Origin of the sequence: Hafnia alvei, assembly GCF_900095695.1 — a bacterium.
Taxonomy (GTDB): Bacteria; Pseudomonadota; Gammaproteobacteria; order Enterobacterales; family Enterobacteriaceae; genus Hafnia; species Hafnia alvei_B.
Genome location: NZ_FMIQ01000009.1, coordinates 1 through 15,870, shown reverse-complemented (window position 1 = coordinate 15,870; position 15,870 = coordinate 1). Strand labels below are relative to the sequence as shown.

Below are 15,870 nucleotides of genomic sequence, written 5' to 3'. Positions count from 1 at the left end.
CTCTTCAGGCGGTTCAACGACCGGAGGCTCAGGTTCTTCAGGTGGTTCAACGACCGGAGGCTCAGGTTCTTCAGGTGGTTCAACGACCGGAGGCTCGGGCTCTTCAGGTGGCTCAACGACCGGAGGCTCGGGCTCTTCAGGTGGCTCAACGACCGGAGGTTCGGGCTCTTCAGGCGGTTCAACGACTGGAGGCTCAGGCTCTTCAGGTGGCTCAACAGGCGGAAGTTTGGAAATCAAATACCAGTCATTTAGCGCTGACTGCGCTGGATCATAAGGAGTTGGCGGCGTGTAAGATGAATCACCACGCTGCAAATAATAGTCATACAGGCCTGCGACAATACGTCCTTGCTGAACGAATTGACCGCTAGAATCACCCTGAACTTCGATGATTTTAATTCCGTTGGTGGTCAGTGCACCTATGCCGCCCGCATTATTCACCGCAACATAAGTGGAGCCAGTGGTATCACCGGTAACAACGAGTTTGTCGGTCGGGGAGTTATCATCGCCCAACTGGGTATTCATAACCAATAGCCCGCCATCGCCGTGGTAGTTGCCCGTGACGGTTAAGGTTTTGAATGTTGGATCCGCATCGCTGTGGGCAAAGTTAATTTGGCTGCCTGTATTTAGCGTGAGCGCACTCACCGAGGAGTCGCCGTCCATATTCCATGAGGCATTGGTCAGCGCTACGCGGCTTTCACCGAGGCTGCTTTGATAGGCTGCACCGTTCCAAACTGAACCGTCGGTTAGGTTCAAATCGATAAGGCTGCCTGTGCCTTCTGTGTTGATGTCACCGTCAATATTATATTGACCGCCGGTGGAGCCATCGATGGTGCCGCCGGCTGCATAGAGTGCGTAGCTACCGTCAGTTTGGCGACCTGCGGTGGCCACATTGAGCCCGCCCTCTAAAGTGACGAGGCCAGCTGTCGTGCTGTAAATTCCGTGAGTTGCATTGGCGCTATTCACCTGAATAGATGAGCCATCGCCTAGCGTCACCTCTGGTGATGTATATCGAGCATTGTATAAACGTGCATATACGCCGTGTGCGCCATCACCGTTTGTGATGATAGACGACGCATCTCCTACAGTGGCTTTACCTGAATATGCATACATACCATAGGCCGTATTGCCTGAGGTTATAATATTGGTCTGCCCTAACGCTACGTTGCCATCGTAATAGCTGTAGATACCGTAGGCATCTGTATTGCTTGTTGTAATTGTATTATTGCTGCCACCTGTCACTTCGCCCTTATTAAAACTATAAATGCCAGATGCTTTACTCCCTATAGTGGTAATGGTCATGCCGTCATCAACCAGAATTTTTGCTGAGCTGGTAGCGTAAAGTGCGTGAGCCGAGGTTCCTTCGGTACTGAGTAGGGCATTTTTGCCTAATTCTATTTGGCTAGATGATGTCGCGTAAGCAGAGTAAGCGCTGCTGCCGTAGGTGCTAAGTTGAGCATCATTGCCGATTTTAATGCTGGATCCTGATTGAGCGGTACGGATAGCGTTGGAACTATCGCCATGGCTGATGATTGTTGCACCATCGCCAACGGTTACGCTGTTTGCGGCAAGCGTTCCGTCTCTAAAGGCTGATACAGATATTCCGTGCCCAGAGCGACCCCATGTTTCAATATGTGCATTTTTGCCCACATAAACATTAGCTGAACCAAGCCCGCCAGTGCCGTTTGTAAAACTATAGGATGTATAGCCAGTGTTGATAGCGTCGCCGGATGACCCTTTGGCATAAATTTTGGCGTTATCGTCAATAATGACGAACATAGGGTTATCAGGCGTGCTCGCATTACCGTGGGTACGGATGGTGTCGTAGTCGGCACCGTCAGAAGTTGCCGTGAAATTATCGCCAAAAATAACCCCGATGCTGGCACCTGTCTGAGTATTATTATTGATCATGACAGTGTGTTTGAAGGCTTCGCCTCCGGGGCCATTTAGCGTCACGTCATCGCCATAGACTCTCACGGGCTCATTGGCCCAGACATAGACGTAGTTAGGACTGCCTGCGACGGCATTATATTCTGTGTTTGCGGCGTTGGGGATTTTTGCCCGAATGTCGTCTGGTAACGATGAGACCGGCAGTGAATAAGCTGGAATAGAAAAGGCAATCAGCGCAGCTGAAATACAGCTGGCAAGCATTGATATTTTTAACGGGCGTACTTGCTTCATAATTATTCTCCCTTCTTCTTCCATTCAGGAATGCCTCTAACCAGAGAAACCATCCATGTAAGTAGAATCATCAATAACCCTTAGTTTTATGCCTTTATCCTAACTCAATAAAAATTAATTGGAATTTTAAACTGTCATTTTGTGTGGTTACAGTTTTTTATTCTTATTGTTTGTTTTGATTAATGTTTATTAAGTTTTAAGTTTTGTTTTATTGTGGGGGTTAATTGACGGGAACTTGATGTGATAAGCCTTTTAATATGAATTTAGCTTTTTAAGTGGTGACGGTCGCAGAAATAAAAATGCCCGAAGGAATTACGGGCATTAGAAAAGTTAAAGATAATTTAATTTAGCTAAAGGGATCTTTCATTAGTGATGCTTTCACATATTTCTATTTTGTTCTCACGCAAAATTTTGCATTTAACAACAAAGATTCTCGATATGTCAGAAATATAGCTGTTTACCCTATTGCTTCGATTGACCAAAATATAGTCGTCAGGTTTGCAGCGAACTTCTTTTGCCTTTAGGAATTCCAGTATGTTATTGCGAGCATCCTCTGTGATAGGGCTATAGAGGGAGTTGTCCGCAATAAACGTTTTACACTCACCGACTTTACCAATGTAAATTTCTCTACTTATGGATAGATAGTAAATGGATAACGTTGCAATAAGAATTACAACGGCTAGCGTAATGCTTGCCAATAACAGCCATTTTTTTCGCCTGCCGCTGATTTTTTTTTGTACAAAGAGCGTTTCTATTGGCTGAACTGGAGGACTATGCGTTCTCTCAGTAATTGACGGTTCTTGCTGAGAATTATTTTCATCTTGCTCACACTTCTCTGCTTCAATTTGTATTTCGCTACGCAGCATAAAGCCCATTTTAGGCGCGGTTGTGATGAACTCTTCATCTAGCCCCATGCTTTTTATTAAACGACGTAACTTGCTAACACATTGATTTAAATTACTATCGCTGGATATTAAACCATAATTATCCCATACTTTCTGAAATAGTAGATTTCTACTAACGACTTCACCTTGGTGAGTAAGTAGCAGTAATAATAGTCGCTTAGTGATATTGGATATAAGAATAGGCTCAATATCCGGTTGTTTCACAAAAGATAAAGCGCTGGTGGCTGGCGTAAATAAAATTAGGTCATTAATTTTATAACTTATGTCATCTAACATATTCACCTCGTTAACACCGACTAATGGCATCCCCCGATTGCCAGTGAACAGCTTCATAGTGGTGGTAATTAGTGTGTAAAAAATCGTACCGCGCATGAGCACAGCAGGAAATTGGCTATATTCTTATGAATAAATTGATTTTACTGGCGTAGCCAACCGTTAAGTAAATAATTAGATGTTTTCATAGTGGCTATAAGTCCTCCGTTCCATGGATGAGCGTAGGACATTTATAGCTTATATCTATTATCAATGGAAATAATATATAACTGAAGGATTTAATGGTATAGCATTTCATAAATAAGCGTTAAATCAGTTTATTGTTCTGTACTGTTTTGAAAAATAAGATTTTTCCCAGTGTTAATTATATTTTGTGAGGTCTTATGTTCAGGCGTGAGCGGGTATAAAAAACATTAATTATGGTGGTCTCTGTTTTACGTCTGTTTAGCATCGTTGGATGAGATTCCAGTTTTCACCCCCCAGACAACGCGCTAACATATCGGTCACTTTTTCTTGCATTGCGATGGATATTCGATGCGTTATCTAGCTGCGCTCCTGCCTATTGTTGTCTTGCTATCTGCCTGTAGCAGCAAGCCAAAATCCTCTAACGACGTGACTGAAACTACGCCGCAAACGGCCAAGGGCGGTTTTTTACTGGATCCTTCCCACTCGGGCCAAGTGCAAATGGGAGATTTTGCCTACGATCCCGCGATGAACCGTTTCGTAGACAAAATGGTCAGCGAGCATGGTTTTGATCGTCAGCAGTTGCACGATGTGTTGGCGCAGACCAAACGTTTGGATTACGTGCTCAAATTGATGGATAGACAAGCGCCAACCACGCGTCCGCCAGCAGGGCCTAACGGTGCTTGGCTGCGCTATCGCGGCAAGTTTATTACTCCTGATAACGTACAAAATGGGGTTGTGTTCTGGAATCAATATCAGGATGCTTTGCAGCGTGCTCAGCAGGTGTACGGCGTGCCGCCAGAGATTATTGTTGGCATTATTGGTGTTGAAACCCGCTGGGGACGCGTCATGGGGAAAACCCGCATTATTGATGCCTTGGCAACGCTGTCGTTCGCCTATCCGCGCCGTGCTGAATATTTCTCTGGTGAGCTGGAAACCTTTTTATTAATGGCGCGCGAAGAGGGCGACGATCCGTTGAACCTGAAGGGCTCATTTGCGGGGGCGATGGGGTATGGCCAATTTATGCCATCATCCTTTAAGAGCTATGCGGTTGATTTCAATGGCGATGGTCATATCAATCTGTGGGATCCTGAAGATGCCATCGGTAGCGTGGCCAATTACTTTAAGGCGCACGGTTGGCAACCAGGCAAAAAAGTGGCGGTACCAGCCAATGGGCAAGCCCCAACGCTTGAGAACGGCTTTAAGACCAACTACTCCATCACTGCGTTGGCAGAGGCCGGCCTTAGCCCTCAAAGTTCTCTAGATGGGTACCAACAGGCAAGCCTGTTGCGTCTTGATATGGGCACTGGCTACCAATATTGGTACGGTCTGCCGAATTTCTACACGATTACCCGCTACAACCATAGCACCCACTATGCGATGGCTGTGTGGCAGTTAGGTGAAGCGGTGAGTAATGCCAGATAAGAGCGCTGGACTTTCACTATCAAAATGAAGAAGAGCCACGTGATGTGGCTCTTTTTCTTTGGAGCGACTGGAATTTCACCTATAGGATAGGTCCCATTCCGATTAAAAAAAATTAGAAAGCTCCGTGATAATGTTCACAAAATGATCATATGCGGCGTGCTAGGTTTAATTGGTCCTTAGTTAGGATTAATTGATCGACCGGCACGTTTTTCTGCCGGAATTCGCCAATGTGGGTTTGCCTCCGGAGTTAGCGATGAACGGGATAGACTATGTTGTTATGGCGCTTTATGCGCTGATGATTGTAATGATTACGCTGTGGGCTATGCGTAAAGTCGGCAGCACCAAAGATTTTTTTGCAGCAGGAGGGAAAATGCCATGGTGGCTGTCGGGTGTTTCGCATCATATGTCTGGCTACAGCGCTGCGGTGTTCGTCGCTTATGCCGCTGTGGCCTATAAATACGGCATCACCATCTATTTTTGGTGGGCTTTCCCCATCTCCATTGCGGTCTTCATTGGGTCGGTTATTTTCGCCCCTCGCTGGGCACGTTTGCGTATCCATATGAATATTGAATCACCGATGGAGTACCTAGCTACACGTTATAACGTGCCTACTCAGCAAGTCCTAGCTTGGAGCGGTGTATTACTGAAGACGTTTGACGTTGGGGCTAAGTGGGCTGCTATCGCAATCATCATCAACGTATTTACAGGTCTTGACCCGGTCTTCGGTATTAGTATTTCAGGTGTGTTGTGCTTGTTTTATACCGTGCTCGGTGGCTTATGGGCGGATGCTTGTAATGATTTTGGTCAGTTTGTTGTGCAATTTATTGCGGCCATCGTGATGGTAGGCGCTGTTGCTTTCCACCTTGGTGGCTTTAGTCAACTGCCCGCTATTTGGGACAAACTGCCGGCAGGCCATACGGACATTGTTGCTGGGCCATATTCCATGGGCTTTATTTTGGCCTATTTTGTGATTTATACACTGAGCTACAACGGAGGAACGTGGAATCTTGCACAGCGATTTATTGCTTCTCCGCGTGGTAAAGATGCCCGCAAAGCCGCGTTGTTGTCAGCGGCGTTGTATTTGATCTGGCCATTAATCCTGTTTTATCCGATGTGGGCAGCCCCCATTCTGTTTCCGAATATTACCGACCCCTCGCAGTCTTATTCCATTATGGCGATGCAGTTATTACCAAACGGGCTGATTGGCCTAGTGTTGGTGGCCATGTTTACTCATACCTTATCGATGACCTCCTCCGACACCAATGCTATCACCGCAGTGGTGACCCGAGATATTTTACCGGTACTGTTTCCGCGTCGCTTCGGCTCTGGGCAATCTTCGCTGGTGGTTGCGAGAATGACGGTGGTGTTATTTATTCTGATTACTTTGCTCATTGCTATAAATGCTAACCGCTTCGGGGGTGTGCTCTCTTTATTAATCATTTGGTTTGGCGGTTTGGTGGGGCCCATTTCGATCCCCATGCTGCTTGGGCTACTTCCTTGGTTTCGGAAATGTAATGCCACTGCGGCTATTAGCTCGTGGGCCGTCGGCGTTGTAGCGTTCTTCTTAGTAAAATTTGTGATCCCTGGCATGAGTACCGCTGAAATCGTGGCTATTCCGGTGTTGTTGTCACTGGCGGTATATACGTTAAGTGGATGGTTGCGCCGTAGCCCGGTGAGCCTGCAAGTTGATAGCCTGCTCAATGCGCTGAATCAAGACCAGATAGAAAATCCGTCATTACCTAAGGTTGAACCGCTATATCAAAGTGAATCTCGATGAACAACAGGACACGATAAGATGATATCACCATGCTTTACCCAACAGGTTGAACTGCTTAATGTTCAGGTTTTTCCTTGCCGCCAAGCAATGGGGGAATCTTCTGCCTCAGATGCGGCACTACATCTGAGGCAATTGCTGACACAGCAACAGCAGGTTCGGATTATCTTTGCTGCCGCACCGTCGCAGAATGAGTTTTTGGCCGCACTGAGCCAGGCTAAAAATATTGACTGGTCCAGAGTGGTCGCTTTTCACATGGATGAATATATTGGCTTGCCTTCCGACTCCGCAGCGCGGTTTAGCCATTATCTGAAGCAACATCTGTTTGACGTGGTTTGTCCTGGAGAAGTACACCTTATTCCATCGTCAGGAGAGCCTGAGCAACTGTGTCGTGATTATGCGCGCCTATTGCAACAAGCACCTATCGACATGGTGTGTTTGGGTATTGGGGAAAATGGTCATCTGGCATTCAACGATCCTCCTGTTGCTGATTTTAACGATCCCTATGTGATGAAAATCGTTGAATTAGATGCCACCTGTCGGCAGCAACAGGTCAATGATGGCTGTTTCCCGTCGTTGGCTGCGGTACCGACCCATGCGCTGACATTGACGATTCCAACCCTGATGGCGGCTGGTCGCCTATTTTGTATGGTGCCAGGTGAAAATAAGCGCCAGGCTATCGCGGATACGTTGCATTATCCAAAGTCAGTTTCATGCCCAGCAACGGCGTTGCGGACTCATCCAGCCTGCACGCTGTACACTGACATTGATGGGTTTGGGGAGGTACCTCATGTCTGAGGTGATAGTGCGTGGCAGGGATTACCGTAACAATCAGCCCGTAGAAATTAGCGCCAGCGGGGGCATTATTCAGCATATTCGACCCTTGCCGGCGGATGATTCTTTGCCGCTGATAGCCCCTGGGTTAGTCGATCTGCAGGTTAATGGCTACGGTGGTATTGATTTCAACCATTTTCCCTTTGCCGAGAAAGCATCAGAGCAGGTGGCCCGCCAGCTATGGTCGCAAGGTGTCACCACTTTTTTGCCCACAGTGATCACTAACAATGACCAGGAAATTGAGCAGATGGTGCGTACGTTGGCTAGCGCTTGTCGGGAGCTCTCGCTAGTTAAGCAGTGCATTGCGGGGATTCATCTGGAAGGGCCATTTTTGTCGGCGGAAGATGGACCGCGTGGCGCGCACAACCGAGAGTACATTAAAGCCCCTGATTGGGCATTATTTCAGCGTTGGCAGAAGGCCGCAGAAGGGCGGATTCGATTGATCACTTTATCGCCTGAATGGCCACGGTGTGATGATTTTATTCGACGTTGTTGCCAACAAAATGTAGTCGTTTCCATTGGGCATACTGCTGCCAGCGTAGAGCAAATCGCCTCCTCGGTGCGCGCTGGCGCAGGAATGTCTACCCATCTTGGCAATGGTGCGCATTTGGTATTGCCGCGGCATCCCAACTATATTTGGGAACAATTGGCGCAAGATGATTTATGGTGCGCGATGATTGCCGATGGTGAACATTTGCCCCTTTCAGTGCTTAAGGTATTTATTCGAGCCAAAGGTGAGCGTGCGATGTTGGTCAGCGATGTAACCTGTCATGCCGGTATGCCGCCGGGGCTTTATCAGTCGCACATTGGTGGAAGTGTGGTACTGAGTTCTTCAGGGCGACTGTCTATGGCTGACAATCCCGCCCTGCTTGCAGGTTCCGCACAGGGGTTATTATATGGCGTCAATTTGCTAATAAAAAATTCTATAGTTTCGCGTGCTTGTGCGTTAGAAATGGCTTCGATACGTCCTGCTACGCGTCTGAATTTACCTGTGCGATTTGGGTTGGTCGTTGGCGCTCCATTTGATGCCGTAATGCTACAGCCAGCCGCAGACGAGTCACTGGTTCCGCTAGCAACCTATAAAAATGGTGTGAGAGTTTGGTGTGGGGAATAGGTTGACGAGCTGATTCAGCGTTATGTAATAATGCGTGCCTATGGTCAACCTCGATGGAAAATGACGGCATGAAAGACTCAGGCAAGGGGCCCGCGCTGTTACGGCAGTACAATGAAAAACGTGTACTGTCTTATTTGCGTCATCAGCGGATCAGCTCTCGTTTGGATATTTCTCATGCACTAGGATTGAGTAAAAATACCATCTCTTTGATTGTTGAAGATCTGCTGGCACTCGGGTACGTAGAAGAGCTGGGTGTTGTGCAAACTAACAGTATTGGCCGGCCTAAAATTCATATCGCGCTGAAACCTGAGGCTATTATATCTGCAGGCATTATGATTGAACGTCATCGCTTACACTGGATGGCGTGTAATTATTTTTGTGAAGTTGTCGAAGAACAAACTATCGATCTTGACACATCAAGACCTGAAAAAGTGATGGTTGAGATTGCTCGCCACTGTCAGCGATTACAGCAAAACTATCCTGCTTTGATGGGGGTTGGCATCGGTTTTCCTGGGATTGTGGATCAAAAATTGGGGATCCTGCATGTCTCTTCACATCTTGGATGGGGGAAAGTCGAACTACTTTCAACCTTAGCTAAGGCCGTTTCAGTACCTGTAGATATATGGAATAACGTTAAAGCGGCAGCGCTGATTGCACGTCAAGGTGAAATTCCAGGTGAAAATGAAACTTGTTTTTATCTTCGTATTGGCGAGGGCATTGGCGGCGCGTTATTGACTCGGCAAGGGGTCTACTCAGGAGGAAGTTGGACGGCGGGTGAGGTTGGACATTTAGCCGTCTTGCCGCAGGGGCCAACCTGCACCTGTGGACAGCAGGGATGTCTCGAATCATTAATCAGCTTATCGGCTATCAATGCGCAACTGGGCCAGCGTCAGACAGGGCTTAGCTGGGATAATCGTCAACAATCTCGTGAACACGTAGATGAGATTATGGTCAATGCTGGGCAATTATTGGGTAAGGCGCTGAGTCAAATCATTCATCTGATTAATCCGAAAACGTTGCTGATCGACTGTCCCTACAATTTAGAACCGCTGTTTGTTGAGCATACTCTGGCGGCTACCCAACAATTTACGCTCACTTTCCCTTTTAGCCGTACTCACATCACTTTCACCACCGAGCGGTTTAAACCAGCTCAGGGCTTAGCATTAGCGATGATCCAGCGCTTCGAACACGTCTCACTGACTTGATTTAATGCTATTTCGAGCAGATAAAGTTCTCTTCTAAACACATCCCGCAAAAAGAAGGGCATGGGCTGATCTGCATACAGCATGAGTGATAGTATCGTTTCACAACTTTTGTGCCAAAGGGCTATTTATGAGTGAGCACCATTTACATCAGTTAAGTATGTTGGTTGGCAATAAGTTGAAAGAGCAAGGGCTATGGATAACTTGCGCAGAGTCTTGCACCGGGGGATGGGTGGCGAAATCCATTACGGATATTGCTGGCAGTTCGGCTTGGTTTGATCGCGGTTTCGTCACCTACAGCAATACCGCCAAACATGATTTGCTTGGTGTCTCAGAAGCCACGTTGGATGAATTTGGCGCGGTGAGTGAAGAGACCGTACGTGAGATGGCGCAAGGCGCTTTGCACGCTGCGAATGCCGATCTGGCGCTGTCGGTAAGTGGTATTGCGGGCCCTGATGGGGGATCGGAAGCTAAACCGGTGGGTACCGTATGGTTTGGTTTTGCTGACCGCGAAGGACGAATTTTAGCTGTAAAACAACAATTTTCCGGGGACCGTGAGTCAATTCGCTTGCAAGCTGTTGTTTTTTCATTGCAAACAACGCTTAATGAGTTTCTTGAAAAATAGGCTTGATACTGTATGACTATACAGTATAATCAACACCAATTTCAGGTTCGCTATGCATGGAGTAACAGATGGACGAGAACAAACAAAGGGCTCTAGCCGCTGCGTTAGGCCAGATTGAAAAGCAGTTCGGTAAAGGTTCTATTATGCGTCTTGGTGATACCCAGACGTTGGATATTGATTCTGTATCTACAGGTTCTCTGAGTCTGGACGTTGCTCTGGGCATTGGCGGTTTGCCGATGGGCCGTGTGGTTGAAATCTTCGGGCCAGAATCTTCCGGTAAAACCACGCTGACGCTGTCGGTTATTGCCAGTGCACAGGCGGCAGGCAAAACTTGTGCGTTCATCGATGCTGAGCATGCGCTGGACCCAATCTACGCCGGTAAGTTAGGTGTGCAGGTTGATGATTTGCTGATCTCTCAGCCAGATACCGGCGAACAGGCATTAGAAATTTGTGATGCTCTGGTGCGTTCAGGTGCGGTTGACGTTATCGTCGTGGACTCCGTTGCTGCGCTGACGCCAAAAGCAGAAATTGAAGGCGAGATGGGCGATTCCCATGTCGGCTTACAGGCGCGTTTGATGTCTCAGGCGCTGCGTAAACTGACCGCTAATATCAAGAACGCTAACTGCTTGGTTATCTTCATCAACCAGATCCGTATGAAAATCGGCGTCATGTTTGGTAACCCAGAAACCACCACCGGTGGTAACGCGCTGAAGTTTTACTCTTCTGTTCGCTTAGATATCCGCCGTATCGGCGCGATTAAAGATGGCGATGAAGTTGTCGGTAACGAAACACGCGTGAAAGTGGTTAAAAACAAAGTTGCCCCACCATTCCGTCAGGCTGAATTCCAGATCCTTTACGGCGCGGGTATTTCTAAAGAAAGCGAACTGATCGATCTGGGTGTTAAGCATAAGCTGGTTGATAAATCAGGTGCTTGGTACGCTTATAACGGCGACAAGATTGGACAGGGTAAATCAAACTCCATGAAATACTTGCAGGAAAACCCTGCTATTCGTGCCGAGTTAGATACCAAACTGCGTGAAATGTTGTTGAGCCATGCAGCCGCAGAGAACGCAAACCATAAGCCTTCAGCTGATGAAGAGCTGTTGGAAGACGACGCGTAATCACGCGCCGTGCTTGAGAATATACCCGCAATGCGGGTATAGAGTACCGCCTCGAGGAACGACTGAGTGACTGAAACACTGAATCGGGCGATGCGGTTACTTGGTCAACGCGATCATAGCGAAACTGAATTGCGCCGCAAACTTGCGGCGCAAGACGTTTCTGAAGAGGACGTTGAACAAGCCATCGCTTATTGCCATGAGCATAACTGGCTAGACGATCGTCGGTTTGCTGAGCGCTATCTCGTGATGCGCAGCCAAAAAGGCTATGGCGTACAACGAATTCAGCAAGAATTAGGTATGAAAGGCATTGCTCGCGATCTTATCCTTGGCGCTTTTGCGTCGTCAGATATTGATTGGAGTGCATTAGCAAAACAAACTGCGCATCGTAAGTTTGGTCAAACTCTCCCCCAAGAATGGAAAGAAAAAGCGAAGGTGCAGCGATTTTTATTGTACCGAGGCTTCTTTCAGGAAGAAATTTACGCTGTTTTCTCCAATTTGTCGGATTGAATGCACGCGGGATTTTACTTCCCAGTGAAGAAAATTTATCTTATTCCCACTTTATGTTTGTGCGCGGCCGACTTGCAGTCAATTGCGAGAGGGTCTGTTCACTACAGTTCTTTTAGCCTGACTCCGGGACAATTATGAGCAAGAGTACCGCTGAGATCCGTCAAGCGTTTCTCGATTTCTACCATAGCAAAGGACACCAGATCGTAGAGAGTAGTTCTCTGGTTCCGAATAACGACCCTACGTTGTTATTCACCAATGCGGGTATGAACCAATTCAAGGATGTTTTCCTCGGCATCGATAAACGCAACTACAGCCGTGCAACAACGTCTCAACGTTGTGTGCGTGCAGGTGGTAAACATAACGATTTAGAAAACGTCGGTTATACCGCACGTCACCATACATTTTTCGAAATGCTGGGTAACTTCAGCTTCGGTGACTATTTCAAGCATGATGCCATCCAGTTTGCATGGGAGCTGTTAACCGGTGAAAACTGGTTTAACCTGCCCAAAGAAAAACTGTGGGTGACCGTGTATGAAACCGACGATGAAGCCTTCAACATTTGGGCTGACGAAGTTGGCGTGCCACGCGAACGTATCATTCGCATTGGCGACAACAAAGGTGCTCCTTTTGCTTCAGATAACTTCTGGCAAATGGGGGATACCGGTCCTTGTGGTCCATGTACCGAGATTTTCTACGATCACGGTGACCACATCTGGGGTGGCCCTCCAGGAAGCGCTGAAGAAGATGGCGATCGTTATATTGAGATCTGGAACATCGTCTTCATGCAGTTCAACCGTCAGTCTGATGGCACCATGCTGCCGTTACCAAAACCGTCTGTTGATACCGGTATGGGATTGGAGCGTATTGCCGCTGTTCTGCAACACGTTAATTCCAACTATGACATCGATCTGTTCCGTACGCTGATTGCCGAAACGGCAAAAGTGACCGGTGCCACCGATCTGTCTAGCAAGTCACTGCGCGTTATTGCTGACCACATTCGTTCTTGTGCGTTCTTGGTTTCCGACGGCGTACTGCCTTCGAACGAAGGCCGTGGCTATGTGCTGCGTCGTATTATCCGTCGTGCTGTGCGCCACGGTAATATGGTGGGCGCGAAAGAGACCTTCTTCTATAAGCTGGTTGCCCCACTGATTGATGTGATGGGCTCTGCTGCTGATGAGCTGAAACGCCAACAGTCAATGGTTGAACAGGTTCTGAAAACTGAAGAAGAACAGTTTGCCCGCACTCTGGAACGCGGCTTAGCGATGTTGGATGACGAGCTATCAAAGCTGACCGGCGATACGCTGGATGGTGATACGGCTTTCCGTTTGTACGATACCTACGGTTTCCCACTGGATCTGACCGCTGACGTTTGCCGTGAGCGTAATTTGAAAGTCGATGAGATTGGCTTTGAACGTGCAATGGAAGAGCAGCGCCGTCGTGCGCGTGAGTCGAGCGGCTTCGGAGCAGACTATAACAGCATGATCCGTGTTGATAGCGCCTCTAAGTTCTCTGGTTATGATCATAACCAACAGCGTTCAAGCGTGACGGCATTGTTCCGTGATGGTCAGGCGGTTGACGTTCTGAATGCTGGCGAAGAAGGTGTGGTTATTCTAAACGAAACCCCATTCTATGCTGAATCCGGCGGTCAGGTCGGCGATAAAGGCGAACTGACAGCGCAAGGCGTGAGCTTTGTCGTAACCGATACTCAGAAGTATGGTCAAGCGATTGGACATCAGGGGAAAGTTGCACAGGGTTCGTTGAAGGTGGGGGACAGCGTTGAGGCGACGATCGATGAAGCTCGTCGTAGCCGTATTCGTTTGAACCACTCAGCAACGCACTTACTGCATGCCGCTTTGCGTCAAGTGTTGGGCGATCATGTTTCTCAGAAAGGCTCATTGGTAAGCGATCGTAACCTGCGTTTCGATTTCTCTCATTTTGAAGCCATGAAACCTGAACAGATTCGTCAGGTTGAAGATATCGTCAACGCTCAGGTTCGCCGCAATCTGCCGATCGAGACCAATATCATGGATCTCGATGAAGCTAAAGCGAAAGGCGCGATGGCATTGTTTGGTGAGAAGTACGATGAAAGCGTTCGAGTGCTGAGCATGGGTGATTTCTCCACCGAGCTGTGTGGCGGTACTCATGCGCGTCAGACCGGGGATATCGGCTTGTTCCGTATCACTTCTGAAGCGGGTACTGCGGCTGGCGTGCGTCGTATTGAAGCCGTAACAGGCGAAGGTGCGATTGCCGTTATGCATCAAGACGCCGACGCTTTACGTGAAGCTGCATCGTTAGTGAAGAGTGATGCTCATAGCGTTGCGGATAAAGTCCGTGCCGTTATGGATAAAACTCGCCAGCTGGAAAAAGAGCTGCAACAGCTTAAAGATCAGCAGGCCGCTCAGGAAAGTGCATCACTTTCCAGCAAAGCCGTTGATGTTAAAGGTGTTAAGCTTTTGGTTAGCCATCTGGATAACGTAGAAGCCAAAATGCTGCGCACGATGGTTGATGAGCTGAAGAATCAGCTTGGTTCTGGCGTTGTGGTTCTGGCAACTACCGCTGAAGGTAAAGTCAGCTTAGTCGCTGGTGTAACCAAAGACCTTACTGCCAAAGTGAAAGCGGGTGAGCTGATTGGTATGGTCGCTCAGCAGGTTGGTGGTAAAGGCGGTGGACGCCCTGATATGGCGATGGCAGGTGGTAGCGATGCTGCTGCATTACCTCAGGCGCTTGCAGGCGTTGAAGCTTGGGTTGCAGATAAGCTGTAACTTAAGGTAGTTCAAAAAACAAACGCCATATCTTATTGTCAGGTATGGCGTTTTTTGTTTTTTAGTTAACGTGCTTGTTATAAAAATTACTACGGTGTATACCTTTTGGACTAAACTTGTACATACAGTGTGGACCAGCCTAATCTGCTTACACATTATGAACTTGTTATAGGTACAATAGATGACGGATAATGGCGGGGAAGCTGAGAGACCCGACTCTAATTAATCTTTCAAGGAGCAAAGAATGCTAATTTTGACTCGTCGAGTGGGTGAAACCCTCATGATTGGTGATGAGGTAACGGTCACTGTATTAGGTGTTAAAGGAAACCAAGTTCGCATCGGTGTAAATGCTCCGAAAGAGGTTTCTGTCCATCGTGAAGAAATTTACCAACGTATTCAGGCCGAAAAGTCTCAACAGACGACTTACTAGTCCTAGTGTAGCGTCTCGCATCATTGCGGGGCGCTAACGCTAAATCAGTTATTTGCGCTCTAAACTCCCTCTGCTATACCTTCATTTTCAACTTTCTTTCGTTTTATCTTTCTCCAGACCGCTTCTTTTCGTTTTTTCTGTCTATCCATTTTTAGATTTAAGCTGAGCTATACGCTGATTTCGTGATTATTAAATCAACAGCTTGCCTTAAAATCGCGCTTTTTGTCTGTGTTTTACACAAACGAATCAGAGTCTCGAAAAAATGTTTGACTTATAAACCCCAGAAAGTAATATGTGCGCCACGCAGTGCCGATGAGCTTAAACAAAGTTAGTCAGCACGCATCGAAAGATATGCGTAAGGTGAGGTGGCCGAGAGGCTGAAGGCGCTCCCCTGCTAAGGGAGTATGCGGTCAAAAGCTGCATCCGGGGTTCGAATCCCCGCCTCACCGCCATTTTGCACCCATAGCTCAGCTGGATAGAGTACTCGGCTACGAACCGAGCGGTCGGAAGTTCGAATCTTCCTGGGTGCACCATATT

Annotated in this window: 12 protein-coding genes and 2 tRNA genes; 12 read left to right on the top strand and 2 right to left on the bottom strand. The window is 47.7% G+C overall.

Going from position 1 to position 15,870, the window contains the following annotated elements; all coding sequences use genetic code 11:
- On the bottom strand, positions 1 to 2,178 hold a 2,178-nt coding region (locus tag BN1044_RS03980; protein ID WP_175421586.1), incomplete at its 3' end, for an autotransporter outer membrane beta-barrel domain-containing protein.
- A gap of 350 nt (positions 2,179 to 2,528) precedes the next feature.
- Entirely contained in the window at positions 2,529 to 3,359 is an 831-nt protein-coding gene (locus BN1044_RS03975; protein WP_175421585.1) for a winged helix-turn-helix domain-containing protein, read from the bottom strand.
- Between the two features lie 531 nt (positions 3,360 to 3,890).
- Here BN1044_RS03975 and mltB point away from each other — a divergent pair.
- The 12 genes from mltB to BN1044_RS03915 all read left to right on the top strand — a co-directional run bounded on the left by mltB (position 3,891) and on the right by BN1044_RS03915 (position 15,866).
- The gene (mltB, locus tag BN1044_RS03970; RefSeq protein WP_072307648.1) at positions 3,891 to 4,964 is read left to right on the top strand and encodes a lytic murein transglycosylase B; all 1,074 of its coding nucleotides are present in this window, start codon (positions 3,891 to 3,893) and stop codon (positions 4,962 to 4,964) included.
- 253 nt (positions 4,965 to 5,217) lie between these two features.
- Entirely contained in the window at positions 5,218 to 6,741 is a 1,524-nt protein-coding gene (locus BN1044_RS03965; RefSeq protein WP_072307647.1) for a sodium:solute symporter family protein, read from the top strand.
- A gap of 18 nt (positions 6,742 to 6,759) precedes the next feature.
- On the top strand, positions 6,760 to 7,536 hold the full coding sequence (locus BN1044_RS03960) for a 6-phosphogluconolactonase (protein ID WP_072307646.1): 777 nt from the start codon (positions 6,760 to 6,762) through the stop codon (positions 7,534 to 7,536).
- On the top strand, positions 7,529 to 8,686 hold the full coding sequence (locus BN1044_RS03955; RefSeq protein ID WP_072307645.1) for an N-acetylglucosamine-6-phosphate deacetylase: 1,158 nt from the start codon (positions 7,529 to 7,531) through the stop codon (positions 8,684 to 8,686). The genes BN1044_RS03960 and BN1044_RS03955 overlap by 8 nt, the downstream gene beginning before the upstream one ends.
- A gap of 68 nt (positions 8,687 to 8,754) precedes the next feature.
- Complete coding sequence (locus tag BN1044_RS03950) at positions 8,755 to 9,891, top strand: ROK family transcriptional regulator (protein WP_072307644.1); 1,137 nt, start codon at positions 8,755 to 8,757, stop codon at positions 9,889 to 9,891.
- Between the two features lie 127 nt (positions 9,892 to 10,018).
- Positions 10,019 to 10,513, top strand: coding sequence for a nicotinamide-nucleotide amidase (gene pncC, locus BN1044_RS03945; RefSeq protein ID WP_072307643.1), 495 nt, complete (start codon positions 10,019 to 10,021; stop codon positions 10,511 to 10,513).
- A gap of 68 nt (positions 10,514 to 10,581) precedes the next feature.
- Positions 10,582 to 11,634, top strand: coding sequence for a recombinase RecA (recA, locus tag BN1044_RS03940; protein ID WP_025801550.1), 1,053 nt, complete (start codon positions 10,582 to 10,584; stop codon positions 11,632 to 11,634).
- A 66-nt stretch (positions 11,635 to 11,700) separates the two neighbouring features.
- Positions 11,701 to 12,141 carry a recombination regulator RecX gene (gene recX, locus BN1044_RS03935; RefSeq protein ID WP_072307642.1) on the top strand — a complete coding sequence of 147 codons (441 nt, stop codon included), beginning with the start codon at positions 11,701 to 11,703 and terminating at the stop codon, positions 12,139 to 12,141.
- 134 nt (positions 12,142 to 12,275) lie between these two features.
- Positions 12,276 to 14,903, top strand: coding sequence for an alanine--tRNA ligase (gene alaS, locus BN1044_RS03930; RefSeq protein ID WP_072307641.1), 2,628 nt, complete (start codon positions 12,276 to 12,278; stop codon positions 14,901 to 14,903).
- Positions 14,904 to 15,147: 244 nt separating this feature from the next.
- Positions 15,148 to 15,333, top strand: coding sequence for a carbon storage regulator CsrA (csrA, locus tag BN1044_RS03925; RefSeq protein ID WP_004091602.1), 186 nt, complete (start codon positions 15,148 to 15,150; stop codon positions 15,331 to 15,333).
- Positions 15,334 to 15,692: 359 nt separating this feature from the next.
- Positions 15,693 to 15,785, top strand: a tRNA-Ser gene (locus BN1044_RS03920).
- Between the two features lie 4 nt (positions 15,786 to 15,789).
- Positions 15,790 to 15,866, top strand: a tRNA-Arg gene (locus BN1044_RS03915).
- Positions 15,867 to 15,870 lie beyond the last annotated feature (4 nt).